17 protein-coding genes are annotated in these 19,970 nt (G+C 35.5%); all 17 read left to right on the forward strand.

What is annotated here, in order from left to right:
• The first annotated feature begins 85 nt into the window (after positions 1-85).
• Positions 86-853 (forward strand): tyrosine-protein phosphatase, encoded by a 768-nt coding sequence (locus ACHUFV_RS23015; RefSeq protein WP_394238265.1) that lies wholly within the window; start codon positions 86-88, stop codon positions 851-853.
• Positions 854-1,337: 484 nt separating this feature from the next.
• Positions 1,338-2,231 carry a UTP--glucose-1-phosphate uridylyltransferase GalU gene (galU, locus tag ACHUFV_RS23020; RefSeq protein ID WP_394238267.1) on the forward strand — a complete coding sequence of 298 codons (894 nt, stop codon included), beginning with the start codon at positions 1,338-1,340 and terminating at the stop codon, positions 2,229-2,231.
• A gap of 46 nt (positions 2,232-2,277) precedes the next feature.
• Positions 2,278-4,104 (forward strand): polysaccharide biosynthesis protein, encoded by a 1,827-nt coding sequence (locus ACHUFV_RS23025; protein WP_394238269.1) that lies wholly within the window; start codon positions 2,278-2,280, stop codon positions 4,102-4,104.
• A gap of 346 nt (positions 4,105-4,450) precedes the next feature.
• Positions 4,451-4,669, forward strand: coding sequence for a type II secretion system protein (locus ACHUFV_RS23030; RefSeq protein WP_394238271.1), 219 nt, complete (start codon positions 4,451-4,453; stop codon positions 4,667-4,669).
• Complete coding sequence (locus ACHUFV_RS23035) at positions 4,666-4,836, forward strand: hypothetical protein (protein ID WP_394238273.1); 171 nt, start codon at positions 4,666-4,668, stop codon at positions 4,834-4,836. The genes ACHUFV_RS23030 and ACHUFV_RS23035 overlap by 4 nt, the downstream gene beginning before the upstream one ends.
• A gap of 586 nt (positions 4,837-5,422) precedes the next feature.
• Positions 5,423-6,055 (forward strand): sugar transferase, encoded by a 633-nt coding sequence (locus ACHUFV_RS23040; RefSeq protein WP_394238275.1) that lies wholly within the window; start codon positions 5,423-5,425, stop codon positions 6,053-6,055.
• A gap of 15 nt (positions 6,056-6,070) precedes the next feature.
• Positions 6,071-7,168 carry a glycosyltransferase family 4 protein gene (locus tag ACHUFV_RS23045; protein ID WP_394238276.1) on the forward strand — a complete coding sequence of 366 codons (1,098 nt, stop codon included), beginning with the start codon at positions 6,071-6,073 and terminating at the stop codon, positions 7,166-7,168.
• 20 nt (positions 7,169-7,188) lie between these two features.
• On the forward strand, positions 7,189-8,304 hold the full coding sequence (locus tag ACHUFV_RS23050; protein WP_394238278.1) for a glycosyltransferase family 1 protein: 1,116 nt from the start codon (positions 7,189-7,191) through the stop codon (positions 8,302-8,304).
• 2 nt (positions 8,305-8,306) lie between these two features.
• The gene (locus ACHUFV_RS23055; protein ID WP_394238280.1) at positions 8,307-9,422 is read left to right on the forward strand and encodes a glycosyltransferase family 4 protein; all 1,116 of its coding nucleotides are present in this window, start codon (positions 8,307-8,309) and stop codon (positions 9,420-9,422) included.
• Positions 9,416-10,531, forward strand: coding sequence for a glycosyltransferase family 1 protein (locus ACHUFV_RS23060; RefSeq protein ID WP_394238282.1), 1,116 nt, complete (start codon positions 9,416-9,418; stop codon positions 10,529-10,531). Before ACHUFV_RS23055 ends, ACHUFV_RS23060 begins: the two co-directional genes overlap by 7 nt.
• A gap of 153 nt (positions 10,532-10,684) precedes the next feature.
• Positions 10,685-11,788 carry an EpsG family protein gene (locus ACHUFV_RS23065; protein WP_394238284.1) on the forward strand — a complete coding sequence of 368 codons (1,104 nt, stop codon included), beginning with the start codon at positions 10,685-10,687 and terminating at the stop codon, positions 11,786-11,788.
• A 377-nt stretch (positions 11,789-12,165) separates the two neighbouring features.
• Positions 12,166-13,020, forward strand: a complete 855-nt coding sequence (locus ACHUFV_RS23070) for an ATP-grasp fold amidoligase family protein (protein ID WP_394238285.1) — start codon at positions 12,166-12,168, stop codon at positions 13,018-13,020.
• A 135-nt stretch (positions 13,021-13,155) separates the two neighbouring features.
• Positions 13,156-14,604 carry a lipopolysaccharide biosynthesis protein gene (locus ACHUFV_RS23075; protein ID WP_394238287.1) on the forward strand — a complete coding sequence of 483 codons (1,449 nt, stop codon included), beginning with the start codon at positions 13,156-13,158 and terminating at the stop codon, positions 14,602-14,604.
• A 163-nt stretch (positions 14,605-14,767) separates the two neighbouring features.
• Positions 14,768-16,138: a UDP-glucose dehydrogenase family protein gene (locus ACHUFV_RS23080; RefSeq protein WP_394238289.1), complete on the forward strand. Its 1,371-nt coding sequence runs from the start codon at positions 14,768-14,770 to the stop codon at positions 16,136-16,138.
• Complete coding sequence (locus ACHUFV_RS23085; RefSeq protein ID WP_394238291.1) at positions 16,119-17,144, forward strand: SDR family NAD(P)-dependent oxidoreductase; 1,026 nt, start codon at positions 16,119-16,121, stop codon at positions 17,142-17,144. The genes ACHUFV_RS23080 and ACHUFV_RS23085 overlap by 20 nt, the downstream gene beginning before the upstream one ends.
• 121 nt (positions 17,145-17,265) lie before the next feature.
• On the forward strand, positions 17,266-19,083 hold the full coding sequence (locus ACHUFV_RS23090) for a KAP family P-loop NTPase fold protein (protein ID WP_394238293.1): 1,818 nt from the start codon (positions 17,266-17,268) through the stop codon (positions 19,081-19,083).
• A 1-nt stretch (position 19,084) separates the two neighbouring features.
• A complete protein-coding gene (gene qatB, locus ACHUFV_RS23095; protein WP_394238295.1) occupies positions 19,085-19,951 on the forward strand; it encodes a Qat anti-phage system associated protein QatB in 867 nt (288 codons plus the stop codon).
• The last annotated feature ends 19 nt before the right edge of the window (positions 19,952-19,970 follow it).

The raw sequence follows: 19,970 nt of genomic DNA on the forward strand, positions 1-19,970 counted from the left end.
ATGCTAAATGACAGAAAAGTGGTAAATTTATTAATGTTTGAAAATTTGTATATTCATATATTTAAACTTTGTGGAGGTGTACAGCATGATTGACATACATTGTCATATCCTGCCAGGTATCGATGACGGCGCACAAACAATAGAAGACTCGGTTCAAATGGCAAAAGAAGCTGTCCGTGAGGGGATCACGACGATCATTGCCACTCCACATCATAAAAATCATCAATACGAAAATGAAAAAACCTCAATTATAGAAAAAACTGCACATCTAAATAAACATCTTTCCAATGAAGGAATTCCACTTACAATCTTACCTGGACAAGAGGTCCGGATTTATGGAGAAATCATCGATGATTATCTAGCAGGCGGAAAAATTCTTCCGTTAGCGGAAACCTCTTACCTCTTTATAGAATTTCCATCAGGACATGTACCGCGGTATGCAGAGCGGTTGCTTTTTGACATCCAAACAGAAGGACTTACTCCGATTATCGTTCATCCGGAGCGAAATCAAGAGATTATCGAGAACCCAGATATGCTTTATAAGTTTGTGAAGAATGGAGCATTATCACAGGTGACGGCTGGGAGTGTTTGTGGCTATTTTGGGAAAAAGATTAAGAAGTTCTCACATCAGCTGATTGAGGCGAATTTGACGCACTTTGTGGCTTCGGATGCACATAATGTGAGCACCCGCTCATTTAAGATGGCTGAGGCGATGGAGCAGCTTGAAAAGAGCTACGGGACGGACGCCGTTTATTTGTTTAAGGAGAATGCAGAGCTTTTGGTGCAGGGAAAAAGTATTTATAAGGAAGTTCCTGAAAAAGTAGTGCGGAAAAAGTTTTTGGGGCTTTTCTAAAACAATCAAGCAAGCTGATTGCATGTGTTTTCTATTACAGGCATTGGGTTTCTCTCTTTATAAGTTTGACCATTTGACTAAAATTTTTACATGAAAAACATAGATTATTGTCATGATTTGTTTTATATTAGAAACTATATGTTCTAAATAGTGGAATATTTTGATTTTTATAAATAGAAAAAAATCTTATGCTTACATCATCAGCTAGAACAATTGGATAGCGTTCGGCGATGCCTCCTGTCCGTTATCCATGGAGGTACTCGGTTGCGCTGTGGGGCTATAGTATTACGCCCTTAGACACTAGTTGTCGGGAGTGTGATGTGAGGGTGGGTTAGATGCCCAATTATATTTGATTCTACTATTTTTTTCGTTAATTAATAGTATCTGAATAGTTATTAGTATTTAATGAGAGGACATGTGGGAATGTGTGTTGTCATTATGTACTAAATGTTTGAATCTATAAATATTGAAAGAAGGGGATCAAGTGAAGAAGGTGCGGAAGGCCATTATCCCTGCTGCGGGATTGGGGACACGTTTTTTACCGGCAACAAAGGCGATGCCAAAGGAAATGCTGCCGATAGTTGATAAGCCGACGATTCAATACATAATCGAAGAGGCGGTTGCTTCTGGGATTGAAGATATTATTATTGTAACGGGAAAAGGGAAGCGTTCGATAGAGGATCATTTTGATAATGCTCCTGAGCTGGAACAGAACCTATTAGAAAAAGGGAAAATGGATTTGCTTGAGAAGGTTCAGTATTCCTCTAATCTGGCAAACATTCATTATATCCGCCAGAAGGAACCAAAGGGATTGGGACATGCTGTTTGGTGTGCCCGTAACTTTATTGGGGACGAGCCGTTCGCGGTTTTGTTAGGTGATGATATTGTGCAAAGTGAGACACCTTGCCTTAGACAGTTGATGGATCAGTATGATGAAACACGTTCATCGATTATTGGCGTTCAAATGGTAGCGGACAATGAGACACATCGATATGGAATCATTGATCCATTAGCAGCTGACGAAAGACGTTATCAGGTGCGTAATTTTGTGGAAAAGCCTGCAAAAGGAACTGCTCCTTCTAATCTTGCAATAATGGGTCGCTATGTTCTGACACCGGAGATTTTTATGTTTTTGGACAAGCAGGAGAAGGGTGCTGGCGGCGAAATTCAGTTGACGGATGCCATTCAGGAGTTGAACCGAATTCAGCGCGTGTTTGCGTATGACTTTGAAGGAAAGCGGTATGATGTTGGGGAGAAGTTTGGATTTGTGAAGACGACGGTGGAGTTTGCATTGCAGAATGAGGAGATTAAAGAAGAGTTGTTGGTGTATTTAGAGCAAATTGTGAGAAGTAAATCCTCGGAAAAGGTAGATGCTTAAGCATCACTTTCGGTGATAAAATAATCGGTTAAAGAAGGGAATGCCAGTGAGTTATAAGAAGCGGGTGCCGTTATTAATTATTTTGGATTCAGTGATAGTCTTAACGGCCATTTTTATCGGCTATTATACTTTGCACCCTTATATGAATGTGTATACGATGCCAATGCTTTGGGTCAGTGCGATAACATTATTATTCAGCCATCATTTATTTGCTTCTGTTTATCGCCTGTACCAAAAAGCATGGGAGTATGCGAGTGTGGGGGAGTTAATAGCGGTTGTTAAAGCTGTTACGTTTTCAATCGCTATGACAGCGATTGTGCAAATGGTAGGGTATCAAAATGTTTACGTAAGGGTGCTGGGATTAACCTGGATGCTCCATGTGCTTTTAATCGGCGGTTCGCGGTTTTCATGGCGGGTTTTTCGGGATCATTATATTGCACCGAATCCGAATAGGAAGAGGACATTGATTGTCGGAGCCGGTTCTGCTGGTACGATGGTTGCAAGGCAGCTGTTGAAGAATGACCATGCGGATCTTTACCCTGTTGCGTTTGTGGATGATGCTCCGATTAAGCATAAACTTCAGATTTTTGGGATTGAAGTAAAAGGGAGTACAAAGGATATTGTCCGGGTTGTACATGAAGGAAAGATTGATAATATTGTCATTGCGATTCCGTCGTTGACGAAGCAGGAAATGAAGAGGATTTATGAGGAATGTGCGAAGACGACCGCGAAGACAAAGATTTTGCCATTGATTGAGGATCTTGTGACGGGGAAAGTTTCGGTTAGCCAGATCCGTGATGTACAGGTGGAGGATTTGCTTGGTCGTGAGCCGATTGAGCTTGATATGAATTCGATTTCGGATAAATTGACTGGAAAGACTGTGCTTGTGACAGGTGCTGGGGGATCAATTGGTTCGGAGATTTGTCGTCAGATAGCGAGGTTCTCGCCGGAGAAGCTTCTCTTGTTAGGGCATGGAGAGAATAGCATTTATTTGATTGATATGGAGTTAAAGAAAAAATTTGCCCAGGAGTTTGAGATCGTTCCGATTATTGCCGATGTGCAGGATCGGGAGCGGGTTTTTGATGTGATGCGGGAGTATCAGCCTGATGTAGTGTATCATGCTGCGGCGCATAAGCATGTGCCTTTGATGGAGTATAATCCGGCGGAGGCTGTGAAGAATAATATTTTTGGGACGCGGAATGTGGCGGAGGCTGCGGATGCGTTTGGGGTTAAGAACTTCGTTCTTGTTTCTACGGATAAGGCGGTTAATCCGCCTAATGTTATGGGGGCTACTAAGCGGTTTGCGGAGATGGTTATACAGAACCTAGCCAAGGAGAGTAAGACTAAGTTTGTTGCAGTAAGGTTTGGGAATGTGCTTGGGAGTCGGGGGAGTGTGATTCCGCTTTTCAAGAAGCAGATTGAGGCTGGGGGGCCGGTTACTGTGACACATCCTGATATGACGCGGTATTTTATGACGATTCCTGAAGCTTCACGGCTGGTTATTCAGGCTGGGGCACTTGCTCGGGGTGGAGAGGTTTTTGTTTTGGATATGGGGGAGCCGGTTAAGATTGTTGATCTTGCGCGGAATCTTATAACCCTTTCGGGTTATAGTATCGAGGAGATTGGGATTAAGTACTCTGGGTTAAGGCCTGGGGAGAAGATGTACGAAGAACTACTAAACGAGAATGAGGTACAGAAGAAGCAAGTATTTCCTAAGATATTGATAGGGAAGGCTGATCCGATGGGGAAGAGGGAATTATATTCTGTTATTGAGGCTCTTCCTGATATGGACTCAGTTGAACTTAAGGAAACGCTTGTTGGGATTGCTAACACTAAATTTAGTGAGCAGAAGTCGTTAGTTGCTAGTGTTTAATTGTTGGTCTGTTGGTTAGGGGGTAGTTGAATAGGGGAGATATAGCCCTCTTTCGGGGCATGAAGGTTTTCCTAACTTACTGTCCCTTAACTAATTGTAAGCTAATCCATTTTAGATGATATCTAATTCTGAATTTCGATCCTCTTATCTTATGATTAATAGAAGAGAATTTATTGTTTGAAGGTTATTTTTTTGAAATAATAAGAATGGAGGTGGTGGAGAATAGAAGAATAGTTACTTAGTAATTTATAGAGTAGTAGATGCAAAGGCATTGGTGGTTAGAACAGCTTTTTATCCTTACCAGATTAAGTTTGATAACTAGTACTTTTAAGGATGATGATTAGAGATGTTGAAGATTGTTAGTATAGGCAAGTTTTTATTTATTCCTAAAGGAAGTAAACATAATGGTTTTACTTTAGTTGAAGTGTTGGCTGTGATTGTTATTTTAGGTCTTCTTGCAGCGGTTGCAGTTGTGTCGGCCGGAGGGCTAATAGAAAAGGCAAAGAAGGATGTTTGTAATTTTCGAGTGTTCTTGAAGTCGAGAGACGATATAAAGCTTATTTGAAATTGGAGAGCGTTGAGCATTCTGATCTCATTTTTACTGAGTTCTTAACTGGTTATGATGGCCGTGTTTGTCCGGCTGGTGGGGAACTTGGTTTTTCTGATGGTAAGGTAAAGTGTAGTGTGCATTCGGTTGATGAGGATGAAGATCCAAGTGTTCCTTTTCTGTGATAATTGAAGCAAGTTGGGTTTTATATAGCTGGTTGATAGCCAGCTAATTTTTTTGTGGATTTGTTGTGGTTGGGAACTGACTATAGGTATCAGATAACCGCAACATATTGTGTTAAAAACGGTAGAAAATCATGAAATTATACAATATATGGAATTTATCTATATAACATAGTATTATTTTGTTAGTATATAAAGATAAAATGGATAAAATCGGGTGTTTTGATTTTGAAAAACATTGATTTGCTGGGGTTTTGACTAACCTAAAATATGGAGAAATATTGAATGGCGTTAAGGAACGGAGTATCGTAGTTAGATTGAGTACTAGAAACCTTGCGGGATAAGGGTTTGAGGCGTTTTTAGTGAGAATTATAGATTGATTGAATGGTTTATATAATGGGAAGAAACTCGGTTTAGGGTGGTTTGGAAGTGAATATCTATTTCGTATTTATTTGAGAGATTGAATAGATATTACGAGGTGGCTATAAGTTATAGATAACAATTTTAGTGGTTTAGTAGTTGGTTGGAGGAAAAGAGCCTCTAATTAAGTCCTAATCTACTAAAGAACAAATTTTAAGGAGTGTAGCTGATGTATATGAAGGTTAAAAGATTGATAGATATCATTCTTTCTTTAATTGGACTTATTGTTTTATCTCCCATATTTTTAATCCTAATTATTGCTATTAAGATTGATTCAAGAGGGCCGGTTCTGTTTAAGCAAAATCGTGTAGGAATTAACAAGACACATTTTAATATTTTAAAATTCCGTACAATGAGAATAGATACACCGAAGGACACTCCAACTCACTTATTAAGTAATCCAGAACAGTATATCACAAAGATGGGTAAATTTCTGAGAAAGACATCACTTGATGAGCTACCGCAAATTTGGAATATTTTTGTTGGGCAGATGAGTATAATCGGGCCTCGTCCAGCATTGTGGAATCAGTATGATTTGATTGCTGAACGAGATAAATATGGCGCTAATGATGTACCACCTGGGTTGACAGGTTGGGCACAGATTAATGGTAGGGATGAACTTCCTATCGAAATTAAGGCTAAGTTGGATGGGGAGTATGTTGAGAAGATTAGCATTTTGATGGATATCAAGTGCTTCTTTGGGACCATAGTCAGTGTTATGAAGAGTGACGGAGTTGTTGAAGGTGGGACTGGAGCTAAGAAGGAAGTTTCAAGTACTATGAGACAGCATCAAAATAGATAGCAGGTGTAGACAAACGTGGGAAAGAGAATATTAATTTTATCAAATCATTTTATAACATTATATAACTTTAGAAAAGAACTTATTAATAAACTAATTCAAGATGGACATGAGGTATTTATATCCATGCCGAAAGCTAATGATAACAAATACTTTAGTGATATGGGTTGTGAAATTATCGAAACCCCAATAGATCGGAGAGGAATAAATCCGCTAACCGACTTTGGACTCATTTTAAATTATATAAAAATAATGAAAAAAGTAAACCCTGACATTATTTTCTCGTATACTATTAAACCTAATATTTATGGTTGTATAGCTTCTAATTTCACAAAGAATAGACAGGTTAGTAATATAACAGGTACTGGGGCTACCTTTTTAAAGAAGAATTTTGTTAGTACAATTGCAAAGATGTTGTATAAGGTTTCTCTTAAACGTTCATATAAGGTGTTTTTTCAAAATAGTGGCGACAAAGAACTTTTTGTTGAGAACAAGATGATTAAGAACAATTATGCAATGCTTCCTGGTTCAGGTGTAAACTTAGAACAATATTTTGCGAGTGACTTGCCTTCCGACAAGGAGACGAATTTTATTTTTATTGGAAGAATAATGGAATTAAAAGGTATAGATGAGTATTTGGAGTGTGCCAAGATAATAAAAGGTAAACATCCTAATACAAACTTTTATGTCGCTGGCTTTATTGAAGAGGATAGATATAAAGAAATCATTGATGATTATAATGAAAAAGGGATTATTAACTATATTGGATTTCAACAGAACATAAAATCATTTATACAAAAATGTCATTGTACGATTTTGCCATCTCATGGTGGAGAAGGAATACCTAATGTCCTTTTGGAATCTGCGGCTATGGGTAGAATTTGTATTGCATCTAATATTAACGGATCTAAAGATGTTGTTGATGATGGAGTAACAGGTTACTTATTTGAAACTGGTAATGCCGGTGATCTAATAAATAAAGTTGGGAAATTATTAGAAATAGATTTTGAAACTAAAGAGCAGATGGGTCTTGCTGGTAGAATGAAGGTAGAAAAGAAATTTGATAGGAAGATTGTGATAGATGCTTATATTAACGAGATTAATAAATACTTATGAAATAATGAGGAGTAAAAGAAATGGCTAAACCGATTAGAATATTACATGTATTGGGAGGTTTAAACAGAGCTGGGGCTGAAACGATGGTTATAAATCTATATCGTAATATTGATCGAACAAAAGTACAATTTGATTTTATCGTTCATACTAAAGATAAATGTGATTACGATGATGAAATAAGATCTCTAGGTGGTAGAATTTTTTCTGTTCCGCGATATACAGGGAAGAACCACTTTCAATATACAAAAGCATGGAGTGATTTTTTTAAACAGTACCCTGAATATAAAATAGTTCATGGTCATGTTAGAAGCACAGCTTGGATTTACCTTGAAATTGCAAAAAAAAATAATCTAATCACAATAGCACATAGTCATAGCACGTCCTCCGGTAGTGGATTATCAGCAATTGTGAAAGGTATATTGCAATATCCAATTAGATATACTGCCGATTATCTTTTAGCGTGTTCAAATCATGCGGGAACATGGTTATTTGGGAAAAAGGCTTGCAGAAAAGATAATTTTTTTATTATAAAGAATGCAATTGATACAAAAAAGTTTATTTATAATGAAGATATAAGAACAAAAAAGAGAAATGACTTTCAATTTGAAGATAAATTTGTAATTGGTCATATTGGCAGATTTGATGTATCAAAAAACCACGAGTTTTTGATTGATATTTTTCAAGCTGTTCATAAACGAAATAATAATGCAGTTTTGATGATGGTTGGAGATGGAGATCTAAGACAGTCAATTGAAAAAAAAGTTAATAATTTAAAGTTAACTGATAGTGTAGTTTTTACTGGAGTCCGGTCAGATATTCCGGAATTATTACAGGCAATGGATGTATTTGTATTTCCATCTTTGTATGAGGGATTGGGAATAGTTACTGTAGAGGCACAAGCTGCAGGTTTAAATTGTGTTGTGGCGGACACAATTCCAAACGAGGCGTTTTTAACAGATTTAATTAAAGCAATTCCTTTAGGCTGTCATGTCGAGGAATGGTCTGATGCAATTCTAAGTAGTAACGGAAACAAGAAACAAGGGGAAATACATGAGAAAATAAAGAATGCAGGATATGATATTGCACAAAATGTAAAAAAAATGGAGGATTTTTACTTTAGAATAGTGGGGTTATAATAATGAAATTAGTATTTGTAACTGATAATGGATTTTCCGAAATGGACGGTGTTTATTATTTCAGTTCACCAAATTATACACATGTAAGGCATTTGAAAAAGTATTTCGACGAGTTTGTTTTTATTGCAAGAAATGATAAATATGACAAATCATACTTTAAAATTGATGCTGCTTCTCCTGTATACCTATTTGGGAAGTTTTCAGTACCTAAAATGATTAAAAAGCTAGAAGAAGTAATTGAAGACGCTGATGCTGTAATCTGTTATGGAATTAATGGGTATTTTGCTTATAAGGTAGCAAAGAGGAAAAATAAAACAATAATTACTTACAATGGTGGCGATGCTTATGATTTTTTAATTAGTAGAGGAACTTTGAAAGGGCGGGCTGTTGCACCAATAGTTCGCTATTTAGAAAAAGAGAAGTATCTCAATGCTGACTATGCACATTACTGTGATAGCTTTTTAGTTGACAAATATCCAACAAAAGGAGAAGTACTTGTCTGTTCTGGTGTTTCTATTGAAATTAATGAAAAAAATCTTGAAAATAGAATTTCCAAAATCAAAAATAAAACAAACAAAAAATTTGTTGTTGGATTGACAGGACACACTAGGAATAATTTAAAAGGAATCGGAACAGCAATTAAAGCTATAGCTGATTTGGATGAAAATTTTGAATTTCAAGTGGTTGGAAGAGGCGAACATGATCAATACGATGAGTTGGCAGAATCATTAGGAATTGAAAATAGAGTTACATTCTTGGGTACATTAAAAGCTGGAGATGAAATATTTAATTGGCTAGATAGTATAGATATTTATATACAGCCTAGTCTAAGTGAAGGATTACCTAGAGCAACTATTGAAGCAATGTCGAGAGGTTGTCCAATTATATCTTCTAATGCTGGAGGTTTAACACACTTAATAGAAGATGAGTTCCGCATAAATTATGGGGACCACATGGCTTTGTCGAAGAAAATAAAACATTTTGCTAGTGATCTTAATTTGATGGAATCGCAGGCGATAATAAATTTTAGTAAATCGAGAGAGTTTGCTCCTGAAATACGGGATAAAAAATATGATGACTTTTACGGAAAGATTGTTGGGAGAGATAATAATTGCTGAGAGTATTACATTGCGTCGCGGGTATGGGTCGAGGTGGAGTAGAAACTACACTTATGAATATTTTTAGGAATATTGACAGAAATTTGATTCAATTTGATTTCTTAGTTACAACTAAGGACAAATGTGATTATGATGATGAAATTTTAAGCCTTGGGGGAAGAATACATTATGTTCCATCTAGAAAGCAAGGCATCATGAAAAGTCGCAAGGCACTATATGAGTTTTTTTCTGTTCACAAAGAGTATAAAATTGTACACCAACATGTAAGTTCATTAAGCAATATTGAAGCAATAAAGGCTGCTAAAAGAGCAGGTGTGCCAGTTAGAATTATTCATAGTAGAAATACGCAGCAAAGTGGTAGTAAACTTCATAAATATCTTCATTTGTGGAATCAAAGAGACATTCAATCGTATGCAACTGATTATTTCGCGTGTTCTGATCTCGCAGCAAAATGGCTTTATGGTGAGAAGCAATTTACAAATGGAAACTATAAGATTATAAACAATGGGATTCAAAGTGATAAATTTGTGTTCAATTCAGAAATGCGTGATCGCTTACGTAAAGAATTAGGAGTAGAACAAAAATTAGTAATTGGAAATGTTGGCCGCTTTAATCTTCAAAAGAATCACATGTTTTTACTTGACGTCTTCAAGTCTGTTAATGATGCGAATCCTAATTCGTTATTGTTACTGATAGGAGATGGAGCACTTAGAGGTTGTATAGAAGATAAAATAGAAGAACTTGGGTTAAATGCAAATGTTATTCTCACTGGGGTTAGGTCGGATATTTCGGATTTATTACAAGCTATGGATATATTTGTTATGCCATCATTTTATGAGGGACTTCCTGGTACAGTAATAGAGGCACAGGGAGCAGGTTTACCCTGCTTAATCTCTGATACTATTACAAATGAAGTTCACATCACAGATTTGGTACATTATGCTTCACTTGAAGATACTGCAGAAAAATGGCGAGACATTATTCTTAATATGACATCGGATTTTCATCGACGTGATACGCAATCAGAATTAGTGGAAGCTGGCTTTGATATGAAGTCAATTGCTAAAGAATTACAAGAGTATTATATTGATAGGATTACTAAAATTTGAGTGCAGAAGGTATCTCATAAGGTTTGTAGTTCTTAATAATATATCTTTTTAGTATTATCGTAAGTGGTAGAATATATACTTTTTTATTTTGTTAAATTTCTATATCTGTTTATAAAGGTCATTCATTGTTGATTATTTGTTAGGAGAATTAATATGGCTGCATCATACTTAATATATATTTTAACTGTTGTATTCTCTACGCTCTTTGCAGCTTTAGCACAACGGTATTCAAGGTTGGATAAAAGAGGGAGGAGAGTTCCTAACTCTTTATTCTACTGGTTATCTATGACAATCTTGATTTTTATTATGGGTTTTAGAGATATAAATGTTGGAGTCGATGGTTTGAGTTATTACGATAATTATGTGATTGCCAATAGCATGGACGTAATTTCATACTACAAAATTTATATAACTGAACCAGGCTTTTATTTGTTATATCGTATTTCTTATATTTTAGGTGATGCACAGTGGTTATTTATCTTATCTGCTATAATAACTATTTTATTTTTTTATAAAGCAATAAGCTTTGAAATAGAAAAAGTCAATCTTCCCTTTGCGATTTTTATTTTTTCAACAACTCAATATTTTTATTACTTTGGAATTATGCGTATGGGAATTGCTGTAGCTATAGTTGCTTTTGCATTTAGGTATATTATAAAAGGAGATACAAAGAAGTTTGTATTTTTTGTATTTTTGGCAACAATGTTTCACTATTCAGCTCTATTCGCTACAGTGTTAATATTTTTAAGTAGGAATAACAAGAAAATATTTAAAAGGTTGAACTTGCTTAAGATAGCGGTTTTAATACCAATCGGCTTTTTTGCTGTAAAATATTTAGTTTATCCGTTTATAACAGCTAGCCGCTATCAAGGTTATATTGATTCATCTGGGGTGATTGGCACAAGCTATATTAATTCGTTACCTTTATTGGGGCTATTTATGCTTTACTACAATAAATTTAGTAAAGTCAGTAGCAATTATCAGTTTTACTTTTTACTTTTTCTTATAAAAGTGATTACAGAGATTTTTGCACCCCTAATTGGAATCGGAAGAATGGTTTGGTATGTAAATTTGAGCATCTGCTTATTGTTTCCTGCTGTCATCAAGTTAAACAAGGACAGAGGAATAAAGGTTATCTTAATAACAATAACAATACTATATTGTTTGGTTTATAGCTACTTTGCATATTTTGGAGATTCGCCACGAGGACAAACTATGTTGCCATACGGAAATACTTTTTTCGAGTTTGGTAAATAGTATACGAGCATTCGTGAAGAAACATTTATTTTTTGTAGAGGAATTCTTCTAAAATGAGCAATTTTAGATTGAGATAATCCTAAAGTTTTAGTAAGTAAGCTTTTTAATCCCTCCATGTATGGATATGTTTCTAGGACAGACATTATATTTTTGTATCCAAGATACTGAAGTAGATACAATCAGTATGTTTCCTGGTTGTTTGGGCAGATTGTCAAAAAGTGGAGTTAAGTGTTGGTGCTAACTTATGGAAAATGTGATATGTATTTGGGGAAATAAATATTTCATTAGGGATAGAAAAAATATCAATCGATTTACTTATTAATCATTCGATTTAAAGAATAGTTCTCTGTGGTTAGTTTAGTTTAAGGGTGGGTAGCATGTTTAATTTAAAGAGATATATAAAAAACTGGATACCAGATAAAGTATATTTGAAATTGTTATTCCAACATCGGATGGGCAAGAAACTTAATCTGGGAAATCCCACAACATATAATGAAAAGTTACAATGGCTAAAGTTATATGATCGTAAGCCGGAATACACTGAAATGGTGGATAAATACGAAGTTAGAAAATATATAGAGGAAACAATCGGAGAAGAATATTTAATTCCACTACTTGGCGTTTATAATTCTTTTGATGAAATCAATTTTACAACCCTTCCTGATCAGTTTGTGTTGAAGTGTACGCATGATTCGGGAGGAGTAGTGATTTGTAAAGATAAATCAAAACTAGATATTGAAGCGGTAAGAAAAAAAATTAACATTAGTTTAAGTCGTAATTACTATTATCATGGTAGGGAATGGCCATACAAAAATATAAAACCTCGGATTATATGTGAAAAATATATGGTAGATGAATCAGGTGTAGAGTTAAAGGATTATAAGTTTTTTTGCTTTGATGGAGAACCAAAAGCATTATTTATTGCAACTGATAGGGGAATTGACACTAGATTTGACTTTTTTGATATGGAATTCAATCACCTTCCTTTTTGGCAACACTATAAAAATGGAGTGAAAAAAATTAGTAAGCCTGTAGGTTTTGATGACATGATTAGCTTAGCAAGGATATTATCAAAAGAAATACCTCACATACGTGTTGATTTTTATGATATAAATGGAAAGATATATTTTGGAGAACTAACATTTTACCATTTTAGTGGACTTGAAAAGTTTTATCCTGATAAATATGATGAGATTTTTGGTAATTGGATTGTTATACCTCCTAAAAAATAACGAGTTTATTAAGAACTTTCCTATATTGATTTGGATTAGAAAATCTAAACTAGCGTTAAAAACCACTAAAGAAAAGGTTCTGAGACTAAAAGGGAGAAAATACGAGTGAACGACAATAGTTTTCAGAGTAAAGTCATGAATGCAACAAAATGGTCAGCTCTAACTCAGATAGCTGCTAAAATCGTAAGTCCTATCACAAATATGGTTTTAGCAAGACTACTTGCACCTGAAGCTTTTGGTGTGGTAGCTACGGTAACTATGATTGCAAGTCTCGCAGATATGTTCACTGATGCGGGCTTTCAAAAATATTTGGTACAACATGAGTTTAAAGATGAAGAAGATAAGCATAAAAACGCAAATGTAGCATTTCTAACCAATTTTGCAATATCCATTTTATTATGGGGATTGATCATCTTATTTAGTGAACAAATTGCTGTGTTAGTTGGAAATCCAGGGTTAGGAAATGTTATTGCGGTTGCCTGTATTCAATTGCCGCTTACAGCTTTTTCAAGTATCCAAATGGCACTATATAGACGAGATTTTGATTTTAAAACTCTTTTTATAGTTAGAATGGTTTCTATTTTTATACCGTTTGTAGTAACCATACCTTTTGCTCTACTGGGACTGGGTTATTGGGCATTAATTATTGGCACAATATTTATGCAACTATCAAATGCTGTAATACTAACGATTAAATCAAAGTGGAAACCGAGATGGTTTTATAGACTGGGTATATTAAAAGAAATGTTGTCCTTTAGCATATGGTCATTGATTGAATCAATATCCATATGGTTAACAACTTGGGTTGATGTATTTATTATTTCCAGTATGCTAAGTGAATATTACTTAGGAATATACAAGACTTCAACCACCATGGTGAATGCACTTATGGCACTAATCACAGCTTCAATTGTACCAATTTTATTTTCTACCCTATCACGTTTGCAAAATAATAATGAATTGTTTAATCGAGCCTATTTCAAAATGCAAAGGGTAGTATCTATAATCGTTCTCCCACTAGGTATAGGTGTTTTTCTGTATAGTGATTTAGCAACCCAAATTCTTTTAGGTGATCAATGGGGCGAAGCAAGTAAAATTATTGGCATCTGGGCTTTAACTAGCTCCATAATGATTGTATTTGGCCATTTTTGTAGTGAAGTTTATAGAGCAAAAGGGAGACCGAAACTATCATTTTTAGGGCAACTATTACATCTAGTTGTTCTTATACCGACTTGTTTAATCGGTGCAAAATATGGATTTTGGGTATTCATTTTTGCGAGGTCATGGATAAGAATGCAGTTTGTTTTAGTTCATTTTATTTTAATGAAGGTTTCAATTGGTATTCCAGTATTAAAAACAATTAAAAATGTATTTCCGTCTGCAATTACGGCGGTTGTTATGGGGTTATTAGGATATCTTCTACAACAAATTAATAATGGAATGTTATGGGACATTTTATCAATTATCATTTGTGCCCTATTCTATTTTGGAATTTTGTTTCTCTTTCCAAGTATGCGGAAGGACATATTTGGATTAGGATTGAAATTTATGCCTACTAGAATTAGAGAAACTTCCGATTCTTAAAAAGGCATATATATTAGGTAACATGTTATGAAAAAGATTAATAAAGAGGAAATGTGCCAATCTGAATTCATTAAGTAGGCAGTTTGTACAAGAAAAATGGCTGATATATAATTTGTATTTTAATAAATAACCTAAATATGTAATAGTAGAGAGGAAAATTATTATGTATAAAATAGCAGTAGCTGGGACTGGTTATGTTGGCTTAGTTGCAGGAGTTTGTTTTGCCGAAATGGGCCATCAAGTAACTTGTGTAGATATTGATGAGAAGAAAGTAGAAGTACTGAAATCAGGAGCTTCTCCAATTTATGAGGTGGGCTTGGAAGAATTGATGCAGAAAAATTATGCGGCAGGTAGAATTGATTATACAACTGATTACAAATCAGCCTACATGGACGCAGATGCAATCTTTATTGGTGTTGGAACACCAGAAAAGCCGGACGGCTCGGCAAATCTATCGTACATTGCAACAGTTGCGAGACAAATTGCTGAATCGGTGGAAAAGGATTGTTTGGTTGTTGTAAAATCAACTGTTCCTGTTGGTACAAATGATAAGGTTGAGCAGTTTATTCAGGATTTTTTAGTAAATGATGTAAGAGTAGAGGTTGCTTCGAATCCTGAATTTTTAGCACAAGGCTCAGCTGTCCACGATACTCTTTATGCAGAACGTATCATAATTGGAACAGAGAGCAAATGGGCGGAAGAAGTGCTTATGGGAATTTATGAGCCATTTCATTTACCGATTGTTTCAGTTAATAGAAGATCAGCAGAAATGATTAAATATGCCTCCAATGACTTTCTAGCTCTAAAAATCTCTTATATGAATGATATCGCTAATCTTTGTGAATTAGTTGGTGCAGATATTCAAGATGTGGCAAAAGGGATGAGCTTTGATGAACGAATTGGAAGTAAATTTTTAAATGCAGGAATTGGCTTTGGTGGTTCATGTTTCCCTAAGGATACAAAAGCGCTTGAGTATATTGCTAAACAGAATGGGTATGAACTTAAAACGGTTAAGGCTGCCATTGATGTGAACAAGGAACAAAAGATAATGTTATATAAGAAAGCTAGTAAAAGGCTGATTACACTTAGCGGTCTTAAGGTGGCTGTGTTAGGGTTAACCTTCAAGCCTGGTACGGATGATTTAAGAGAGGCGGCATCGCTTGAGAATGTTCCGTTGTTATTAGAGCAAGGGGCAGATATTTATGCCTATGATCCTGTTGGGGCTAAGAATTTTGCTAAAGTGTATCCAGAGGGTCAGAATGGTAAAGGTAGTATTACGTATGTTTCTAATATCGAGCATGCTTTAGAAGGAGCAAATGTCTGCTTTATTTTTACTGAATGGGGAGAAGTGAAAGCAGTAACCCCTGGAACCTATAAGAAATTAATGAGAACTCCACTAGTATTTGATGGAAGAAACTTATACAGCGTACAAGACATGCAGGAGGCGGGGGTTGAGTATCACTCGATTGGAAGACAGCCTGCAACAAGAAAAGCATTAAAGGAGTCGAATAGTCTTGAATTACAAAATTCTTGATCCAAGTAAGATATACCTTATTACAGGAGCAGCGGGTTTTATTGGATATTATTTATCTAAAAACCTATTAGAAAAAGGCTGTAAGGTAATTGGGATTGATAATATCAATGATTATTATGATGTGAACCTCAAGTATACCCGTTTGGAACAGCTGGAGCCTTATGAGAAGTTTACCTTTATTAAGGGAGATATATCAGATAAGGATTTGGTAATGAAGACCTTTGAAGAATACAAGCCAAATGTGGTAGTGAATCTAGCTGCACAAGCAGGAGTACGCTATTCCATTGAGAATCCGGATGTGTATATTCAGAGTAATATTATTGGGTTTTATAATATTATTGAGGCTTGTAGACATAATCCAGTGGATCACCTGTTATATGCGTCATCAAGTTCTGTCTATGGTGCTAATAAAAAGGTTCCGTTTGAGGAAAGTGATTTTGTAGATAATCCAGTGTCATTGTATGCTTCTACTAAGAAGTCAAATGAGTTAATGGCCCATACGTATAGTCATCTTTACAAGATTCCAGCTACTGGGCTTCGTTTCTTCACAGTATATGGCCCAATGGGACGGCCAGATATGGCCTATTTTGGTTTTACGGATAAGTATTTTGCTAGTGAGCCGATTAAGATCTTTAATAATGGTGATTTTGAAAATGACCTTTATCGTGACTTTACTTATATCAATGACATTGTTGAAGGGATTGAACGATTATTAAGTAATCCACCTGAAGGTGATGTTCAACATAAAGTTTACAACATTGGAAATAACAGCCCTGAGAAACTGATGGTATTTATTGAAACATTAGAAAAGGCCTTAAGTAAAGCTCTAGGTAAAGAAGTACAATTTGAAAAGATATTTGAACCTATAAAACCAGGTGATGTACCAGCTACTTATGCTTCGACAGATAGGTTGCAGAAGGCTGTGGGCTTTAAACCGGAGACCTCGATAGAAGAGGGATTGCAGAAGTTTGCGGATTGGTATGTAGATTATTATAAGGTGAAGTAAAGTCATTAAATTTTAGGTTCTGAAGAATAAATGTTCTTCAGAACCTATTGGTGTTTTTTATGTAAACATAAATGATAGCGCTTAGAAGTGCCATAAACAAGAATTCAGGGGGTGAATTGATATGTGGAAAGATAGCGAAACAGAACTGGATTTTCTTGACTTTGATTATTTGATAGATACAGTTAGTAATATCATAAAAGATGACGCCCTTCTTCCATCGACAGTAGGAGTATATGGTGATTGGGGAAGTGGTAAATCAAGTCTTATCAATATGAGTATTGCTTCACTCAAGGAAGAAAAAGATACCGAGAGTATTTATTTTAATGGTTGGCTGTTTGAAGATTATGAAGATGCCAAAACTGCACTACTAGGAAATATTCTAGACACTATTGAAGAAAATCGGAAGCTCAATGAAACAGCTAAGAAATGTATTGCAGGCCTTTATAAGAGTATAGATAAAATGAAACTAGTTAAAAAAGCGGTTCGATCGGGAACAGGTTTCTTGTTAACTGGAGGAAGTAATGTTTTGGCAGATGTTGCATTATCGACGGTTATTGAAAAAGCGGTTAATTCTCAAGATGGTGTAATTAAAGATGATTGGATAGATAAAATCAAGGCAGAACTGAGTAACAAGGAATTAAGGGAAGATATAAATGCTTTTCGTGAGAATTTTGATATGCTACTAAAACAAACCAAGATTGAGAGGCTTGTTGTATTCATTGATGAATTAGATAGATGCAGTCCCGACACTATTCTTGATACATTAGAAGCTATCCGGCTATTTCTGTATGTCGGAAATACAGTTTTTATTATTGGAGCTGATGAGCGCCATATATCTTATGCCGTGCAAACAAAATTTAATGAGATAGAAGGATATGGGATAGATATAGGAAAGGAGTATTTGGAAAAAATCATTCAATATCCTGTAAGAATACCAAGACTAAGTGCTAGTGAAGTAGAATTATATATAGCTCTTTTATTTATGGAAAAAGAATTAAATCCCGATGATTTTGAAAAGGTTATTGGCCTAGTCCATTACAAAAAAAAGGAAAATTTCTTTGATTTCAAATTGGATTATGGAATTCTTAAAGAATATGATTCCGAAATTGCAGACAAAGTAAAACTTAGCTTAGAAGTTGCTAAACAACTTTCATCAGTTCTGGCTGGTGGTTTAAATGGCAATCCTAGACATTGTAAGCGATTTTTAAATTCAATGGAAATGCGAATGAATATGGCTAAGTATAAAGGAATTGATTTGGATAAAAGAATACTTTCGAAAATAATGATGCTTGAGTATTTCAAACCTAGAATGTTCTCGGAACTTGTGGATGCAGAAATAGATATTGATGGAAGTACAATAGAATTGAGGAACTTTGAAAAAGGAGAACTCGGTAAACTCGAAAAATTAAAGAACTGGGAAGAGGATAGCTGGGTAAAAAATTGGATAGATAAAGAACCTTATATTGGTTCTGAAGATTTAAGGCCCTATTTTTATTTTGGTAGGACTTCTCTTGATAAACAGTATGAAACTGGAACAACCGAACTTAGTAGGGAAGCCCAAGGTGTTTTAAAGAATCTACTTGCGGGAACACAAACAGGTCTTAATTCTGCTATACAAAATGCAAGTAGTGTTAACGACTATGAAGTGGCACTGATTATAGAGCATATATTTGGCCGTATTAAAGAATCAACAGAAATTGTGGATATGCAATTGAGAGCTTTGCTAGAGTGGGGGAGTAAAAAGGAAGGCATACACGTAAGCATTATTAGAGGTTTGCAATCCATAGATGGTTCAAGAATTAAGCCACCACATATTCCTCGGGTTCGAAGCTTTGGAAAAGATATAGGTAAATTATCTGAAATTGATAATTTACTAGATAACTGGGTTAAGGAGAATCCAAAACTAACTTCTTTTGTTGCAGCAGAAAGGGAGGGGTAATATGGGCACATCAAGCATATTTGACGGACCGGTTAATTCCTTGCTTCCAGATGACTATAACGACTCTGTTCCAGATAACAGTGAAGATGATGGCACACCTGAACCGAAGGAAATTGAGCCATCAAACGGAGACTCTGCTGATCCTGACCAGCCAGATGATCAGGATAAAGGCCTAGAACAACCAATAGTCCCTGCCTTTAGGTGGAAGGATGCAAAGACGGCTATGACAAACTATGTAAAGGGTCTTTCATCTGATCGGGGACGTGTTATGAATCATTATGTAGGAGCATCTGGGGGTTCAAAGCAGTTGACGCGATCATCTGCTGCTGGAAGAAGCACTGCAGTTAGTTTAGGAAGGATCCTCCAGGATTTTAGAAATAATGGTGTTGAAACGACTTTGCAGTCATTACAAATTGACTATGTAGGAAAAGGAATCAAATCACTATTATCGGAACTAGTTAATGTGATATCAGGGAAATCCAATTCTAAAGAAGACATGGCTGCAAGAGGAGCTGCAAATGAAGCCGTAGCTGAGATGTATGAGGTTATCACTGAAAATGATGGAGATATAGAATCGTTACGACGAATCGATGAACTTACTTTCAGGAAAATCTTAGAGGTCTTTATGAGTGAATATATTTTTAAAAGGGTTATGAGCGATCTTCAAAGTAGATTTGAGAAGTATGAAAATAATCCTAAGGTTGCGGTGCAAAAGGAACAAGAACTTAAGGATTATGTAAAGGTTAAGGTCGAATTAAGAGTAAGGGAAATCCGTCCTGAAACATTGGACTATTCATCAAAAAGCATATCTAATGAAGTAAATAACTTATTCACTAAATGTTTTCAGGCATTTGAAGGCTATCTTTAGTTATTAATAGACAAACGGA

Origin of the sequence: Niallia oryzisoli, from assembly GCF_043641075.1 — a bacterium.
GTDB classification, from domain to species: Bacteria; Bacillota; Bacilli; order Bacillales; family Cytobacillaceae; genus Bacillus_BD; species Bacillus_BD oryzisoli_A.